Origin of the sequence: Cellulophaga baltica (genome assembly GCF_900102165.1) — a bacterium.
In the GTDB taxonomy this organism is placed as follows: domain Bacteria; phylum Bacteroidota; class Bacteroidia; order Flavobacteriales; family Flavobacteriaceae; genus Cellulophaga; species Cellulophaga baltica.
The window spans coordinates 60516-77558 of sequence record NZ_FNBD01000003.1 but is presented as its reverse complement, the minus strand read 5'-3'; the positions used below and the strand labels follow the sequence as shown (position 1 = coordinate 77558).

Below are 17043 nucleotides of genomic sequence, written 5' to 3'. Positions count from 1 at the left end.
TAAAGATTACCAAAACTTATAAAAATGATGTAGCGGGCCATGACCTTTTCCAAGGATATGGCTCGTACTATTTATAATCGCTTGTTCTAAATATAACTTACCTTCTTTTACCGCTTCTTCTAGAGAATTTCCTTTCGCTAAAAAAGTAGCAATAGCAGCTGAAAGCGTGCACCCAGTGCCATGCGTATTTTTAGTAACTACTTTCTTAGATGGTAATTCAATCAAAGTATTGTTTTCATTATTGTACAGAACATCTATAAGAAAGTTGTGATTTAAATGTCCAGCTTTTAATAATACAGAGGTGTTGTATAACTTCCCTAGTTTTTTGGCTAATACCTTTAAATCAGAAGTTTCTGTAATGGTTGTGTTGAGTAATAATGCACATTCTGGAATATTGGGAGTAATTAGTCTAGCAAGAGGGAAAAGATTGCTTTTTAAAGCGGTAATAGCGTCCATTCTTAAAAGTGTATCTCCTGAGGTGGCTACCATAACAGGGTCTACGACAATATTTGGTGTTTGGTATTTTGTTAGAGCATCAACTACCGTGTGTATTGTTTCTGCATTGTGCAGCATGCCAATTTTAAGAGCATCCGTTCCAATATCATCCAGAACAGCTTCAATCTGACTTTTTAAATGTTTTGCGGGAATTGGGTGAATGTCAAAAACGCCCAAAGTATTTTGCGCGGTAAGTGCCGTAATTGCTGTGGTTCCATAGCCTCCGCAAGCGCTTATGGTTTTTAAGTCAGCCTGTATGCCGGCTCCAGCTCCAGAGTCGCTACCAGCAATAGCCAATACGGTTTTAAATTTTTTCACAGCCATTTTGTGCTAAATTAAAGTCACAAAAGGAGCGGCTGCATAAATAACAGGTGTGTTGTTATTAAGCAATACTCGTTTCCCTTCGTTGCAATTAAACAAATCAGGTTCAAAGGGTAGTTTCTCAGCCCATACAGAGCACCCCTAACGAACACGTAAAGCTAAATGTACTATTATAAAGTTCTTAGATACTCGGCAATAGCTCTTGTATCTTCGTCAGACAAATTACTATCTAACATGATAGCATTGTTGTATTCTTTAAGTAAAGCTTTTGCGATAGGATCTTCTTTGATCATTTGTGTTGGGTTACTAATCATATTCATTACCCAAGAAGCATTTCTTCTTTCGTAAACACCAGATAAAGCAGGTCCAATTAAACGTTGATTAGGCATATGGCAAGCCGTACAAACTCCGTTGTATTTAGCTTCGCCTTTCGCTGCTAATTCAGTATCTATATCTTCAGGGAATGAAATGCCTTTAAAAGGGCCAATACCTTCATTGTCCATATCTACAGGAACTTCTGCATTGGTTTCTTCAGCTTTCTTTTCTGTTTTAGTACGGTTCATTTCAAAACCATCTTTTTTCTCTTCCTTTTTCTCACCACAACTAGCTAAAAGGACTGCTAATGCTAAAACGCCAACTATTTTTTTCATTTTTAAACATGAGTTAATTAATGTACTAAGATAAGTATTCTAATTATTTATTAGAGTTCATTCAAAAAATTTAAACATCTTTTCTCTGTGTAGGTGGTATTTTTAACGCCGTAAAAGCCCACATGACCGCCAAAATTAGGGGTTTCAAGAAACAGCTTTTCATTATTTTTTGCTTCGGCGTATGGGTAGCATTCCGGTCCTAAAAAAGAATCGTTCTTGCTATTAATAATCAAGGTTGGTATATTAATGCTAGGTAAAAATTGACGGCAGCTAGATTGGGTATAATAATCAATGGCATCCGTAAAACCATGTGCTCTACTGGTGTAGATATCATCAAAGTCTTTGAGTGTTTTGATGCTGTTAATATCTTGGTCTGATATTTTATCAGGGAAAAGTTTTTGTTTTGATTGTAATTTTTCTACCAAATGTTTCTTAAATCTAGCCGCATACAAGGCATTCTTAGGGCGCAACAATTGCTTTAAGGAACTATGAAGATCGCAAGGAACAGAAACCGCTACGGCACCTTTTATTTCTTTAGGAATTATCCGTTCTTCTCCTAAGTATTTTAAAGTTAAATTTCCACCGAGACTAAAGCCTTTGATAAAAATTTCAGTGTAGGATTTATTTTTTAATAAGTGATCAATTACGGCTTCTAAATCTTCTGTGGCGCCAGAATGATACGATCTAAATAAATAATTTGGGACACCGCTACAGCTTCTTAAATTAATAGCGCAAGCATCATAACCATTTTGATTAAAAACTTTTGCGCTACCTGTGATATACGGCCGCTGGGCGCTGCCTTCTAAACCATGTATAAGAATAATAACTTTATCTGACTTTTGTGTAGCAAAGCTCCAGTCAAGATCTAGAAAATCTGTGTCAGATAAAGTAATTCGTTCTCTTTCTTGTACAACACCGTCTATTTTTCTAAAAATACCAGAATAAATGGTAGATAAATGTCCGTTTTTAAATAAGATTGGAGGGTTGTAGTTAGAGGCTACTAAGGGCATATTTCATTATTTCGGATATACTTCTAGAACTTTAATTTGTTCTTCGATAGCAGATTTGAATTCGGTTTTAAGTTTTGAAACTAAATCAGCTACAGGTTCAATATCATCAATCATGGCAACACCTTGCCCTGCAGACCATATTGTTTTCCATGCTTTGGCTTCTGTGTCTAGTTCCTTTCCAAAATCAATTTTCACATCTTTCTTTAAATCTTCTTCTGTAATCCCAGCGGCTTTTAAACTTGCACCTAAAAAGTTAGCGTGTACACCAGAAATAGATGCGGTATAAACCACATCACTGGCACCAGCATCAATAATCATTTTTCGGTATTCATCCGTAGCTTTGCTTTCTGTAGTGTTGATAAAACGGGTACCCATATAGGCTAAATCTGCTCCCATTTGTAGGGCTGATGCAACATCTCTACCCGTACTAATGCATCCAGAAAGTAAAATGGTTTTGTGAAAAAACTTCTTTATTTCGGCAACTAAAGTCATTGGATTAATAGTTCCTGCATGGCCACCTGCCCCAGCAGACACAAGGATTAAACCGTCTACACCAGCTTCTGCTGCTTTTTCGGCATGTCTCTTTTTGATAATATCATGAAATACAATTCCGCCATAACTATGAATAGCATCTACAACCTGCGATACAGCCCCTAAGGAAGTTATGATTAATGGAACTTTATGTTTTACACATAATTTAACGTCTGCCTCTAATCTTGGATTGGTTGGGTGTACGATAAGATTTACACCAAACGGACCAGCCTTTTTACCTGTTTCTTTTTCAAAATCTGCTAAAGCGGTCTTTATTTCTATTAACCACGCTTCAAACCCTTCGCTAGTTCGTTGATTTAATGCAGGAAAAGTACCTACAACACCATTTTTACAACATTCGATGACTAATTGCGGTCCAGATATTAAAAACATTGGTGCTGCAACAATTGGTAACGATAAATTTTTGATGAACGACGGCTTTTGATCCATAAGATTAGATTTTGATACTATAAAAATACTACAATTTTTTAGGAATATTTTTCCTTGATTTATCAAAACTATGGTATTTTTACGATTATTATGCATGCATAACAAAAAAATTACAGGATGTATTTAAAAGATTTTGAAATTAGATGGAGTGATGTAGATGCTAATAGGCACCTTGCAAACTCGGCATATTTAAATTTTATGAGTCATACACGTATGGCTTATTTGATGGAATTAGGTTTTACACACCAAACAATGGCAGAGCATGAAATTGGCCCTGTTGTGTTCTATGAGCATATTTATTATTTTAAAGAAGCTTTTTTGGGTAAGCCTGTAAAAGTGTCTATGGAAGTAGTAGGAATGAGTGAAGATGGAAAGTTTTTTGAATTTCATCATAATTTCTACGATAATAAGGGAAGAAATTTTGCGCATTGCGAGATGATGGGAGCTTGGATAGATTTAAAAACAAGAAGCTTAACCGGACTAACAGATGATTTTTTAAAGGCTTTTAATAAGGCGGAAAAGCCTGATAATTTTAGAGTGCTATCTAAAGAAGATACACGTAAATTTGTAAAAGTACCTAAAGACTTGGTTTAGCTTTTTTGCTAACCAAGTATACCCCCAAGAGCACGAGTAACATGGCTGTTAATTTTAGTAGGTTTAATTGGTCTTTACCTGATAAAATCGCAAATACGACACCAATTAATGGTTGCAGGTAAGCGAATGCGCCAACGGTAGTTGCTTTTAACTGTGTTAATGCAAATCCATTAAATAAGTAGGTGCAGAATGTAGTTCCTAGAATTACGAAAGCAATGGCTCCTAAAATATTAAAAGGTAGATCAGCCCATTGAATTTCTAAAAAATCAGGTAAGGTTAGCGGTAAACTGATTAGTGTGCCGATTAAAAACAACCATTTTAGTACACCAAATGGGTGATATTTGGTGATCAGTTTTTTTACGAGAATAAGATATATTCCGTAGGAAAGAGAGTTTATAATAAATAAGAAATTACCTAAGGGGATATTTGCAGCATCGGTTCTGTTTTCCGCACCAAAAAGCACTAAAGTCAGTGCGCCGATAAGTCCAATAAAAATCCCTACTCCTTTTTGCCACGTTATTTTCTCTTTAATAAATAAGGCAGATAATACCACAACAATAATGGGCGTCACTGTAATTAATACGGCGCTATTTATAGGGGTAGATAGTTCTAGGCCTTTGAAGAAAGAGAGCATATTAATGCCCATTCCTGCAATGGCACAAATAAGAAACCGACCCCAATCACGTCGTTCAATTTTCTCATTTGGAATAAAAGGCGTCATGCACCAAAATAAAACGGTAGCACCCATCAACCTTAAAAAAATAAACCCAAAAGGTTGTACATAAGTAGGCATTACTTCTTTTGCAATCGTATGATTAATGCCATAGATAAAAGTAGCGCCAAAAGCGGCTAGTAATGCTAGTGTTCTTTTGCTCAATGGTGTATGTATTCAGAGGCAGCGGCTACTACTTTTTTACTGTTACCAACGAAAATTTTATCCTGTACGATAATTACGGGGCGTTTTAGAAAAGTATACTGTTCCAAGATTAAATCTCTGTAGTCTGTTTCAGTTAAAGCTTTTTCGTTTAATCCTCTTTCTCGGTATAAGCGAGCTCTTTTACTGAATAGGGCTTCATAGCTCTGCGTTAAAGCATGCATTTCTTCAAGTTGTTCTGGCGTAATGGTTTCTGTTTTGATATCTTGAAGCGTAAAGCCTTCTAAAGGTTGAAGTTCTTTTATAATTCTTTGACAAGTATCGCAGGTGCTTAAGTGGTATATTTTCTTCATCGCCTTCTAAACAATTAAATTGATGTTAATCTTACTGCAAAGAAACCCAATTCTATAGAAATGTTCTATTTTTAAAACATAATTAAACAGAACATTTTGGAAAAGCTTTTTAATATCACACTTCAGAACAGAAAAATCTTATATAAATTTTTAAAAGATACTCCTAGAGAGCAATTACTAAAAATTCCCGAGGGTTTTCGTAATAATATATGGTGGAATATTGCGCACGTGGTGGTTACGCAGCAAGTGTTAATTTATAAATTAAGTGGTGTACCAATGCGTGTTTCTGATGAGCTTGTAGAGAAATTTAGAAAAGGCAGTCTTCCTGATGGGAATGCTACAGATGAAGAAATAGATTTAATTTCAGGTTTTCTTTTTTCTACCGTAGAATGGATGCAAGAAGATTATGATAAAGGTGTTTTTAAATCGTTTGCAGCCTATACCACTAGTGTAAATATTACATTGAGCAAAGTAGAAGATGCCATTGCTTTTAATGTATACCACGAAGGTTTACATATGGGAGCAATTCTAGCTTTATTAAAAGTACAGCTATAATCTACTTTTCTTTTTTTATTTTAACAGTGATGTAGTTTTTAATTTCATCATAAGGGAGAACAAGCTTTATTGGGCCATCGGCATAGGATGCAACTTCATATTGATTGTAGATCAATAGGAGCCCTTTTTCTGTGAAGCCCATGTTGTTAGGAAGGTAGAAAATGTCATTTTCAAACATAAAACCTGTACTGTTAATATACCCATTTTGAGGGATGTCTTCTTGAATCTTAAATTTTATTTCAGCCAAATGTGTAAAACGATCTTTATCTTTAATAAGCTGCCAGTTTTCTAATTGATCTCCTTTTTTCTTATCAAAATTTAGAAGTCTAGTAGCGCTATATCCGTGTGCTCCTCCTGTAAAAATATAGGTTTCTAATTTGATAGTGAGAATATCTTTGTTTTCAAAAATAATGTCACCTTTAATAGTAGCCTCCCAGCTAAGAGTTTCTTCGGGATACATTTTTTTAAGATCTAGATAGCCCTCTTTAAAGGAGCTAATAGCTTCCTCAACAGTGGCAACCTTAACTTCATCATCATATAGTAATTCATTGATGACTTCTTTTTTAAGGCTCGCATTTATATTTTTAGAAAGATCGGTATCGTCTTTAAATTCAAAAATTTCGATAAGTACCTCAGGACAATCTGCGCAATTTTCGCTTTTATAGTTTAAAGGAGCAAGGGTTAATTCATCTTTTTTTTTGCATCCTAAAACAACTAGGGAAAAGATTAAAATGGTTAACTTTAGTTTCATATTTCTAAGAATTTTTTCTAAATCTGTACTGTAAATGCTGCGGCAAAGATAACAGTACATTTGTAAGTACAATCATGTGTTATGAATGAAAATAAAATAAAATTTAATACTAAGGTTATTCACGGAGGTCAAGAGCCAGATAAAGCATATGGTGCCGTGATGCCTCCTATCTATCAGACATCTACATATGCTCAAGCTAGTCCTGGTGAACATCAAGGTTTTGCCTACTCTCGAAGTGCTAATCCTACCCGCTCTGCTCTTGAAAAATCATTGGCGAGTATAGAAAACGGAAACTATGGTATGGCATTTGGAAGCGGTTTGGCTGCCATTGATGCGGTCTTAAAATTGTTGAGTCCTGGTGATGAAGTTATTTCTACTGACGATCTGTACGGTGGTAGCTATCGTTTATTTAAAAAGATTTTTGAAAAATACGGAATTGTATTTCATTTTGTGGGGATGCAAGAACCTGCTGCTATAGAAGCCTACATCACAGCCAATACTAAACTTATTTGGGTGGAAACACCAACCAATCCAATGATGAATATTTTAGATATCAAGGAAATTGGGGTGCTCGCGAAAAAGCATAAGGTGTTGTTGGCAGTAGATAATACCTTTGCAAGTCCTTTTTTACAGCAACCGTTAGATTTAGGAGCAGACATTGTAATGCATTCTGCTAGTAAGTATTTAAGTGGACATAGTGATGTGGTTTTAGGAGGTTTAGTAGTCAAGGATAAAGAATTGGCAGAACAGCTATATTTTATTCAGAATGCGAGTGGTGCCATTTGTGGTCCTATGGATAGTTTTTTGGTACTTAGAGGTATAAAAACGCTACACGTAAGAATGCAAAGACACTGTGAAAATGGAGAAGCTATTGCTCGTTTTTTAGCACAGCATCCGAAAATAGAAAAAGTATTTTGGCCAGGTTTTGAAAACCATCCCAACCATAATATTGCTAAAGCGCAAATGAATGGTTTTGGAGGCATGATTTCTTTTGTTCCTAAAGGGAGTAATAAGGACGATGCGATGAAAATTATCGAGCAGCTTAAAATATTTACCATAGCAGAGTCGTTAGGAGGAGTAGAGAGTCTAGTGGGGCATCCTGCAAGTATGACGCATGCAAGTATTCCAAAAGAGGCCCGTGAAAAGGTGGGTATTGTCGATGCATTAATCCGATTAAGTGTTGGTATTGAGGATGTAAATGATCTAATTGCTGATTTGGAGTACGCTTTGCGATAAATATTTATTAAATTTTTAAAAAAAAGGACTTCAAATTACGATAATAGTATAATTTTGCCGTTATATTTTAAATTCAATAATAAGGACCTTTAACGAGTCGAAGTTAGCAACAGAATCTATTTAAAGATATGGACGAAAAAATTAGAGTATTTATGGAGGAGGTAAAGACCAGAAACGGTCATGAGCCAGAATTCATTCAAGCAGTGCAAGAAGTAGCGGAAACTGTAATCCCGTACATTGCAAAAAATAAAATCTACAATGGCAAGAATATATTGCTACGTATGGTGGAGCCAGAGCGCTTAATTTCTTTTAGAGTTGCCTGGGTAGATGACAAAGGAGAAATACATGTAAACAGAGGTTATAGAATTCAGATGAATTCTGCCATAGGCCCTTATAAAGGTGGCTTACGTTTTCATCCATCTGTAAATGCAAGTATCCTTAAATTCTTAGCTTTTGAGCAAGTATTTAAAAACAGTTTAACCACATTGCCAATGGGTGGTGGTAAAGGAGGGTCAGATTTTGATCCTAAAGGAAAATCGGATGACGAAGTGATGCGTTTTTGCCATGCCTTTATGTTAGAATTAAACCGTCATATTGGGCCAAATACAGATGTGCCTGCGGGTGACATTGGTGTTGGTGCAAGAGAGATTGGTTTCTTATTCGGAATGTACAAGAAGATTAGAAATGAATTTACCGGAGTATTAACGGGTAAAGGACGTTCTTGGGGTGGTTCATTAATCCGTCCTGAAGCAACAGGATATGGTACGGTGTACTTTGCACAAAGTATGTTGCAAACGCAAGGAAAAGATTTTGCTGGTAAGAATGTGGTAATTTCAGGTTCTGGTAACGTTGCGCAATATGCTGCAGAAAAAGCATTGCAATTAGGGGCTAAAATATTAACCCTTTCAGATTCTCAAGGATATATCCATGATAAAGATGGTATAGATACAGAGAAGTTGGAATTTGTAATGGATCTTAAGAACAACCAAAGAGGTCGTATTTCTGCATATGCGGATAAATATGCTTCGGCAACTTTTCATGCAGGAAAAACACCATGGGAGGTGAGTTGTGATATTGCATTGCCATGTGCTACTCAAAATGAATTGAGTGGTGCTGATGCAAAAACATTAATTAAAAATGGATGTATTTGTGTGGCGGAAGGTGCAAACATGCCTTCTACTCCAGAAGCGATACATGAGTTTCATGAGGCTAAAATATTATTCGCTCCAGGAAAAGCGTCTAACGCAGGTGGTGTAGCAACTTCAGGATTAGAAATGTCTCAAAATTCATTACGTATTAGTTGGACAAGAGAAGAGGTTGATGGTCGTTTAAAGGATATTATGAGTGATATTCATGATTCTTGTATTGAATACGGGAAAGATGAGAATGGGTATTGCAACTATGTAAAAGGAGCAAACATTGCTGGTTTCGTTAAAGTTGCCGATGCCATGCTAGCACAAGGAGTTATTTAAGATTAAGACCTTAATATATGTAAAATGCGAAGTTTCTGTGAGGAAGCTTCGCATTTTTTATGTCATTTTTTGATTGCTTTTAGCTTAGAAATCTAACCAAGCAAAACCCTATCTTTGCACTACTTTAAAAAGCAAGATGCAAGTCACCACCAAAGCCATAGTATTATCCGCTTTAAAATATGGAGATACCAGTTTGATTGTAAAAATTTACACAGCATCAGACGGATTAAAATCATACTTGCTCAAAGGAGTGTTGGCTTCTAAAAAAGGAAAGCTAAAAACCGCGTACTTTCAGCCATTAATGCAATTAGAATTGGTGGCCTATCATAAAAATAAAGGAACATTAGAAACGGTTAGAGAGGCAAAACCTAGCTACCATTACCAAAGTTTACACACCAACATTGCTAAAAATGCGTTAACCTTTTTTCTAGCAGAAATGCTAAGTAATAGTATTCAAGAAGAAGAAGATAATGATAACTTATTTGAATTTTTAGAAGCATCCTTGCAATGGTTAGACAGTCATGATGAAATTTCAAATTTTCATCTTTATTTTTTAATGGTATTAACCAAGTACTTTGGTTTTTATCCAGATATATCAGAAAGCAAAGCACCTTATTTTGATTTGCAAGAAGGGGCTTTTTCCTATTCACTATCACTAAATCCAATAGTGCTAGGGGAGAATTTATATTATTTCAAACAGTTTTTGGGCATAAATTTTGATGCAATTAGCGCAATAAAGATGAGTAAACGGCAGCGTCAAGAACTCTTAAAATCAATAATTCTTTATTATGAATTACATTTGCACGGATTTAGAAAACCTAAGTCACTTGCTATTTTAAATGAAGTTTTTAGTTAGAATGTATAAAAGTTTTGCAATACTATTATTCTTTATTTCTGCATCTATAACTGGACAAGAGATTACTATTTTAGATATAGAGTCTAAAGAGCCTATTGTAAATGTGGCTGTTTATAATACCGATAAATCAAAGACCAGCATTACAGATTTTGATGGAAAATGTGATTTGAGTCTCTTTGATCAAAATGAACGCATCTTTTTTAAGCATCTAGGTTATGATATTTTTAAATCAACAAAAGCAGTAGTGCTAAAAAAAGAGAATATCTTATACCTTTTTCCAAAAGCTCAGGAGCTCAATGAAGTAGTCATGTCTATTTCTAAATGGGAACAACAAAAGAAAGACATTCCTCAAAAAATAGTTTCTATTGATGCAAAATCTATCGCTTTTTCTGCGCCACAAACTTCGGCAGATTTACTTCAAAATAGTGGTAAGGTGTTTGTTCAAAAAAGTCAGTTAGGTGGTGGTAGTCCTATGATTAGGGGTTTTTCAACCAATAGGTTGTTGCTTTCAGTAGATGGGGTGCGCATGAATAACGCCATATTTAGAGGTGGTAATATTCAAAATGTAATTTCTATAGATCCGTTTACAGTGAAAAATACGGAAATTATATTTGGCCCTGGATCTGTGATATATGGTAGTGATGCTATTGGCGGGGTCATGAATTTTTTGACTAAAAAAGTGCAATTCTCTACTACAGATGAGACTCTTTTTAATGGAGTAGCAAACTATAGGTATGCTACTGCAAATACAGAAAATACAGCTCACGTAGATTTTAACATTGGTAAAAAGCAATGGGCTTTCTTGACGAGTGTATCTTATAATGATTTTGGCGATTTAAAAATGGGCAAGCATGGTGAGGATTCCTATTTGAGAGAAAACTATGTGCAAACTAATAATGGTGAAGATGTTTTAGTGGCCAATACGGATAATAGATTACAGGTGCCAACAGGCTATAATCAAATTAATCTACTTCAAAAAATAGCATTCAAACCCAATACAAATTGGGATATTAATTGGAGCAATTACTATTCAGAAACTTCAGATTATTCTAGGTATGATCGTTTAATTAGACCCAATAGCGCTGGAGATGGCTTACGTTCTGCGGAATGGTATTACGGGCCTCAAAAATGGTTGATGAGTAACTTGCAGTTCAATAAAAATGGAAAAGGAAAGTTTTATGATGGCTTAAAAATTACTACCGCCTACCAGCATTTTGAAGAAAGCAGGCATGACCGAGGTTTTCAAGATTCTATTTTGTATAGTACAGAAGAGAAGTTAGATGCCTTATCTACAAATATAGATTTTGAAAATAAACGAATTGGAGATTTGCGCTTGTATTACGGTGGGGAATATATTTTTAATAAAGTGCATTCTACCGGGAGTCAGTTAGATAGTAATACAGAAGAAACTGCGGCTACAGCAAGTAGGTATCCAGATGGGGCTACATGGCAAACGTTAGCGGGGTATATAAATACAGAATATAAGGCGAAGCCTAATTTTTCTTTGCTGTCAGGAATTAGATATAGTCATGTTTGGGTAGCGGCAGAATTTGACGATACGTATTATAGTTTTCCTTTTGATAATGCAGATTTAAGTACAGGAGCACTTACCGGTAGTTTAGGAATGAGCTGGTTTCCAAAAGCAGATTTGCAAATTACGGCAAATGCATCTACAGGTTTTAGAGCGCCGAATATTGATGACGTGGGTAAAATTTTTGATTCTGAACCTAGTTCTGTTGTAGTTCCCAATCCAGATCTAGAACCAGAGTATGCTTATAATATGGAGCTAGGGATTCAGAAAAATATTAAAGACAAAGTGATGTTGAAAGGGGCCACTTTTTATACGTATATGGTGGATGCTTTGGTACGCAGGGATTTTGAATTTAACGGAATGTCTGAAATTGAATATAATGGCGAGCTGAGCAATGTGCAGGCCATACAGAATGCAGCTAAGGCTTACGTATATGGCTTTGAATTTGGTGTAGATGTGACCTTTTCAGAACGGATGTCATTAATTTCTAACCTTACCATTACCAAAGGAATAGAGGAAGAAGATGATGGGACGGATTCTCCAGGAAGGCATGTGGCGCCTACCTTTGGTGATATTCATTACATCTGGAAAAATCAGAAATTTAAAACCGATGTATTCTTGAGTTTCAATGGGGAAGTTGCTTTTGATGATCTTGCTGTTTCTGAGCAGAGTAAGGCATATATTTATGCCGAAGATGCAAATGGCAACCCATATGCGCCCTCTTGGTATACTTTAAATATTAGGTCTCAGTATGCCATTTCCAATGCGATAAAAACTACTATTAATTTGGAGAATATTACAAATCAAAGGTATCGCAGTTATTCTTCTGGGATTGTAGCTCCTGGAATAAATCTTGTTTTAGCGGTAGCATATACTTTTTAAACATAAAAAATCCGTAACAAAATGTTGTTAGGGATTTTCTTAAGTATTGTAATATGTGCTTATTGCTTAATTTTAGCAGCAGCTTCTTCTGCACTTGTCTTAACTTCAGTACCTGCAGCTTTTGCACCGTCAACCGCTTTAGTCCCTAGTTCTTTGGCACCATCTACAGTTTTAGTTCCTAACTCTTTTGCATCGTCTACTGCTTTTGTTCCAGCGTCTTTAACTTCCGTACCGGCTTCTTTCATTTTAGTAGCAGCGTCTTCACCTAATTCTTTAGTGCCTTCAATAGCATTGTTTCCAGCTTCTTTCATGTCTGTACCTATTTCGTCTGCTTTGTTTGCAGCATCTTCACCCATATCTTTTAGGTCTTCACCAGCCTCGTTCATAGCATCGCCAGTAGCTTCTGTCGCTTCCGCAGCTTTGTCTGCAGCATCTCTACAAGAAACAAAACTAGTACTTAATGCAAGCATCATTACGGCACTTAAAATAACTTTTTTCATGTTTTTAATTTTTGTATTTATAATAGTTAATGACTTGCAAGTTAACCATAATAATTGAGCTTTGGTTTTTGCTGCGGGTTAGCAAAATGTTGTCTTTTAAATTATTCGTGCATATCATTTTAAAGGAACACCTATTTATTCAATCTAAATTTATAATTTTGCAGGCTTAAAATGTAGTACCAGAAGTAGTTATTATGAAGTTTGCGGAATACAAAGGATTAGATTTACCAGTAGTTGCAGAAGAGATTTTAAAATACTGGAAAGAGAACGATATTTTTGAAAAAAGTATTGCTACTCGTGAGGGAAAAGAAAGCTATGTGTTTTTTGAAGGGCCACCTTCTGCAAACGGTATGCCTGGTATTCACCATGTAATGGCGAGAACTATAAAAGATATTTTTCCGCGTTACAAAACAATGAAAGGATTTCAAGTAAAGCGTAAAGCTGGTTGGGATACTCATGGATTACCAATAGAACTTGGTGTAGAAAAAGAATTAGGAATTACCAAAGAAGATATTGGCACTAAAATATCTGTAGAAGAATACAATGCTGCTTGTAAAAAAGCGGTAATGCGTTATACAGATGTTTGGAATAAAATGACCGAACAGGTTGGGTATTGGGTAGATATGGAAGACCCATACATTACCTACAAGCCTAAATACATGGAAACGGTATGGTGGTTGTTAAAAGAAATTTATAATAAAAACCTTATTTATAAGGGATATACTATTCAGCCGTATTCTCCAAAAGCAGGAACAGGTTTAAGTTCTCATGAATTAAACCAACCAGGAACTTATCAAGATGTAACAGATACTACGGTTACGGCCCAGTTTAAAGCGGTAAGGGAGACGTTGCCTTCATTTTTTGATGACATAAAAGGCGATATTCATTTTATTGCTTGGACAACCACTCCGTGGACTTTACCGTCGAACACGGCATTAACGGTAGGGCCTAAGATAGATTATGTCGTAGTTAAAACCTTTAATCAATATACGTTTGATCCTATAACGGTTGTTTTAGCAAAGCCTTTGGTAGGGAAGCAATTCGCAGGAAAATTTAAAGCTGTAGCAACAGAAGAAGAATTAGCAAGCTATAAAGAAGGAGATAAAAAAATACCTTATCTAGTTTTAGATACTATTATTGGTAAAGATCTAGTAGGGGTAAAATATGAGCAACTTATAGATTATGTGTTGCCATATCAGAATGCAGAAAATGCATTTAGAATTATTGCAGGAGATTTTGTAACTACAGAAGATGGTACAGGTATAGTACATACCGCACCTACTTTTGGAGCAGATGATGCTATGGTGGCAAAACAAGCAGTACCAGAAATTCCTCCAATGTTAGTCTTGGATGAAAATAATAATCCAGTTCCTTTAGTAGATTTACAAGGTAAATTTAGACCAGAATTAAAAGAATTTGGTGGCAAATATGTGAAGAATGAATATTACGATGATGGCGAGGCGCCAGAGCGTTCTATTGATGTGGAGCTTGCTATTAAATTAAAAGAGGAGAATAAGGCATTTAAAGTAGAAAAGTATGTGCATAGTTACCCTAACTGCTGGCGTACGGATAAACCTATTTTATATTACCCGTTAGACTCATGGTTTATTAAGGTCACAGATGTTAAAGATAAAATGTTTGAGCTTAATCAAACAATAAACTGGAAGCCCAAAGCTACAGGAGAAGGTAGGTTTGGTAACTGGTTGGCAAATGCAAACGACTGGAACTTATCACGTTCTCGTTATTGGGGAATTCCTTTACCTATCTGGAGAACAGAAGACGGCAAAGAAGAAATAATGATTGGTTCTGTTGCGGAACTGAAAGGAGAAATGCAAAAAGCATTAGCGGCAGGAGTTCTTGAGAAAGATATTTTTGAAGATTTTGAAGTCGGGAACATGACCGATGAAAACTATGATAAAATAGATTTACATAAAAATATAGTAGATCAAATTACCTTAGTTTCAGCATCCGGAAAACCAATGAAGCGCGAAAGTGATTTAATTGATGTTTGGTTTGATTCTGGTTCTATGCCGTATGCTCAATGGCATTATCCATTTGAAAATAAAGATTTGATTGATGATAATAAAACTTTTCCTGCAGATTTTATAGCAGAAGGTGTTGATCAAACGCGTGGATGGTTTTATACTTTACATGCTATTGCTACAATGGTGTTTGACTCTGTAGCATACAAGAATGTGGTCTCTAATGGTTTGGTGTTAGATAAAGAAGGTAAAAAGATGTCAAAGCGTTTAGGAAACGCGGCAGATCCTTTTGAAACTATGAATGAGCATGGTGCTGATGCTACGCGTTGGTACATGATATCAAATGCGAACCCGTGGGATAATTTAAAGTTTGATTTAGAAGGTATTGCTGAGGTAAAGCGCAAATTCTTTGGAACCCTTTATAATACCTATTCGTTTTTTGCTTTGTATACAAATATTGATAATTTTCAATATAAGGAAGAAGATATTCCCTTGAAGGAAAGACCGGAAATAGATCAATGGGTATTGTCTGAGTTACATACATTAATTAAAACGGTAGATGAAGCGTATGCAGATTATGAGCCAACACGTGCCACACGTGCCATCTCAGAATATGTACAAGAGAATTTAAGTAACTGGTACGTGCGTTTATGTAGAAGACGTTTTTGGAAGGGCGATTATCAAAAAGATAAGATTTCTGCTTACCAAACACTTTATACTTGTTTAATAACGGTTTCTAAATTATCTGCTCCTGTTTCTCCATTTTTTATGGACAGGCTTTACAAGGATTTAACGAATACAACACATACAGAAAATTTTGAAAGTGTACATTTGGCCGATTTCCCAGTTTATGATGAAAACATTGTAAACAAAGAGTTAGAGAGCAAAATGGCCAAAGCGCAAACCATATCGTCGTTAGTACTTTCTATTCGTCAGAAAGAGAAGATAAAAGTACGCCAGCCATTACAAAAAATTATGATTCCTGTTTTAGATGAAAAGCAGAAGAATGAGATTTTGGCGGTATCTGACTTAATTAAGTCGGAAGTGAATGTTAAAGAAATTGAGCTCTTAGATGATGCTTCTGGAATATTAGTGAAGCAAATAAAGCCAAATTTTAAAGTTTTAGGACCAAAATTTGGTAAAGATATGAAGCTGGTTGCCAGTGAAGTAGCTAAATTTTCTCAGGAAGATATCCAAAAAATTGAGCAACAGGGCGAAATTTCAATTGAAATTAACAATAAAAGTAGTATTTTACAGCTGCAAGACGTTGAGATTTCTTCTCAGGATATTGAGGGTTGGCTAGTGGCAACTTCAGGACCATTAACAGTTGCATTAGATGTAACTATTAATGAGGAATTAAGAAAAGAAGGAATTGCAAGAGAGCTGGTTAATAGAATCCAGAATTTGAGAAAAGACTCTGGTTTTGAAGTAACAGATAGAATTAATATTAAAATTTTAAAAAATAGTTTGGTTGAAGATGCTGTAGCTAGTAATCTTGATTATATAAAAACAGAGACCTTAACTGCTGAGCTAAATTTTGAAGAAGAATTAGAAAATGGTACGGAAATTGCCTTTGATGAGGTGAACACCAAATTGTTTATCCAAAAACACTAAAAACTATGGTTGAAGATTTAAAAGTTAGATACTCTGATAAAGACTTAGCAGAATTTAAAGAGCTTATTACAGACAAAATTGAAAAAGCTAAAAGTCATTTAGAACTTTTAAAAAGCTCTTATATGAATGATGGAAATAATGGTACAGATGATACCTCGCCAACATTTAAAGCTTTTGAAGAAGGTTCTGCTACAATGAGTAAAGAGGCAAATACGCAGTTGGCTATTCGTCAAGAGAAATTTATTCGTGATTTGAAAAATGCGGTACTGCGTATTGAGAACAAAACATACGGAATCTGTAGAGTGACTGGAAAATTGATTAATAAAGAGCGCTTAAAATTAGTTCCGCATGCTACCTTAAGTATCGAGGCTAAGAATATGCAGTAA

The 17043-nt window shown here is 35.5% G+C and carries 16 protein-coding genes and 1 riboswitch; of the genes, 8 read left to right on the top strand and 8 right to left on the bottom strand.

Annotated features, from left to right (window positions below):
- Nucleotides 1-6: 6 nt before the first annotated feature.
- The 4 genes from thiD to BLQ19_RS05990 all read right to left on the bottom strand — a co-directional run bounded on the left by thiD (nucleotide 7) and on the right by BLQ19_RS05990 (nucleotide 3457).
- Nucleotides 7-819 carry a bifunctional hydroxymethylpyrimidine kinase/phosphomethylpyrimidine kinase gene (thiD, locus tag BLQ19_RS06005; protein WP_074537743.1) on the bottom strand — a complete coding sequence of 271 codons (813 nt, stop codon included), beginning with the start codon at nucleotides 817-819 and terminating at the stop codon, nucleotides 7-9.
- 57 nt (nucleotides 820-876) lie between these two features.
- Nucleotides 877-969, bottom strand: a riboswitch (TPP riboswitch).
- Nucleotides 970-986: 17 nt separating this feature from the next.
- A complete protein-coding gene (locus tag BLQ19_RS06000; RefSeq protein ID WP_029447683.1) occupies nucleotides 987-1466 on the bottom strand; it encodes a c-type cytochrome in 480 nt (159 codons plus the stop codon).
- A gap of 50 nt (nucleotides 1467-1516) precedes the next feature.
- On the bottom strand, nucleotides 1517-2476 hold the full coding sequence (locus BLQ19_RS05995) for a YheT family hydrolase (protein ID WP_074537742.1): 960 nt from the start codon (nucleotides 2474-2476) through the stop codon (nucleotides 1517-1519).
- 6 nt (nucleotides 2477-2482) lie between these two features.
- Nucleotides 2483-3457, bottom strand: a complete 975-nt coding sequence (locus BLQ19_RS05990; protein ID WP_074537741.1) for an NAD(P)H-dependent flavin oxidoreductase — start codon at nucleotides 3455-3457, stop codon at nucleotides 2483-2485.
- Between the two features lie 117 nt (nucleotides 3458-3574).
- On the opposite strand from BLQ19_RS05990, the gene BLQ19_RS05985 reads away from it, so the two are divergent.
- Entirely contained in the window at nucleotides 3575-4051 is a 477-nt protein-coding gene (locus BLQ19_RS05985; RefSeq protein WP_074537740.1) for an acyl-CoA thioesterase, read from the top strand.
- Here the strand turns inward: BLQ19_RS05985 and BLQ19_RS05980 are convergent.
- Both BLQ19_RS05980 and BLQ19_RS05975 read right to left on the bottom strand, forming a co-directional pair.
- Nucleotides 4035-4928, bottom strand: a complete 894-nt coding sequence (locus tag BLQ19_RS05980) for a DMT family transporter (protein WP_024482616.1) — start codon at nucleotides 4926-4928, stop codon at nucleotides 4035-4037. The two genes, BLQ19_RS05985 and BLQ19_RS05980, sit on opposite strands and share 17 nt — an antisense overlap.
- Nucleotides 4925-5278, bottom strand: coding sequence for an arsenate reductase family protein (locus tag BLQ19_RS05975; RefSeq protein WP_029447686.1), 354 nt, complete (start codon nucleotides 5276-5278; stop codon nucleotides 4925-4927). Before BLQ19_RS05975 ends, BLQ19_RS05980 begins: the two co-directional genes overlap by 4 nt.
- A 96-nt stretch (nucleotides 5279-5374) precedes the next feature.
- Between BLQ19_RS05975 and BLQ19_RS05970 the strand changes: the two genes are divergently transcribed.
- A complete protein-coding gene (locus BLQ19_RS05970) occupies nucleotides 5375-5833 on the top strand; it encodes a DinB family protein (RefSeq protein ID WP_025616474.1) in 459 nt (152 codons plus the stop codon).
- 1 nt (nucleotide 5834) lies between these two features.
- Here BLQ19_RS05970 and BLQ19_RS05965 read toward each other — a convergent pair whose 3' ends face one another.
- Nucleotides 5835-6584 (bottom strand): DUF3298 and DUF4163 domain-containing protein, encoded by a 750-nt coding sequence (locus BLQ19_RS05965; protein ID WP_074537739.1) that lies wholly within the window; start codon nucleotides 6582-6584, stop codon nucleotides 5835-5837.
- An 81-nt stretch (nucleotides 6585-6665) separates the two neighbouring features.
- Here BLQ19_RS05965 and BLQ19_RS05960 point away from each other — a divergent pair, with 81 nt between their 5' ends.
- The 4 genes from BLQ19_RS05960 to BLQ19_RS05945 all read left to right on the top strand — a co-directional run bounded on the left by BLQ19_RS05960 (nucleotide 6666) and on the right by BLQ19_RS05945 (nucleotide 12561).
- Entirely contained in the window at nucleotides 6666-7820 is a 1155-nt protein-coding gene (locus BLQ19_RS05960; RefSeq protein ID WP_074537738.1) for a cystathionine gamma-synthase, read from the top strand.
- Nucleotides 7821-7948: 128 nt separating this feature from the next.
- Nucleotides 7949-9292: an NADP-specific glutamate dehydrogenase gene (gdhA, locus tag BLQ19_RS05955; RefSeq protein WP_074537737.1), complete on the top strand. Its 1344-nt coding sequence runs from the start codon at nucleotides 7949-7951 to the stop codon at nucleotides 9290-9292.
- Nucleotides 9293-9428: 136 nt separating this feature from the next.
- On the top strand, nucleotides 9429-10148 hold the full coding sequence (gene recO / locus BLQ19_RS05950; protein WP_074537736.1) for a DNA repair protein RecO: 720 nt from the start codon (nucleotides 9429-9431) through the stop codon (nucleotides 10146-10148).
- The gene (locus BLQ19_RS05945) at nucleotides 10132-12561 is read left to right on the top strand and encodes a TonB-dependent receptor (RefSeq protein WP_083332203.1); all 2430 of its coding nucleotides are present in this window, start codon (nucleotides 10132-10134) and stop codon (nucleotides 12559-12561) included. Before recO ends, BLQ19_RS05945 begins: the two co-directional genes overlap by 17 nt.
- Before the next feature lie 59 nt (nucleotides 12562-12620).
- Here the strand turns inward: BLQ19_RS05945 and BLQ19_RS05940 are convergent, their stop codons facing one another.
- Complete coding sequence (locus BLQ19_RS05940) at nucleotides 12621-13061, bottom strand: hypothetical protein (RefSeq protein WP_024482624.1); 441 nt, start codon at nucleotides 13059-13061, stop codon at nucleotides 12621-12623.
- Between the two features lie 194 nt (nucleotides 13062-13255).
- Here BLQ19_RS05940 and ileS point away from each other — a divergent pair, with 194 nt between their 5' ends.
- Both ileS and BLQ19_RS05930 read left to right on the top strand, forming a co-directional pair.
- Nucleotides 13256-16657: an isoleucine--tRNA ligase gene (ileS, locus tag BLQ19_RS05935; RefSeq protein WP_074537735.1), complete on the top strand. Its 3402-nt coding sequence runs from the start codon at nucleotides 13256-13258 to the stop codon at nucleotides 16655-16657.
- 5 nt (nucleotides 16658-16662) lie between these two features.
- On the top strand, nucleotides 16663-17043 hold the full coding sequence (locus BLQ19_RS05930; protein WP_025616482.1) for a TraR/DksA family transcriptional regulator: 381 nt from the start codon (nucleotides 16663-16665) through the stop codon (nucleotides 17041-17043).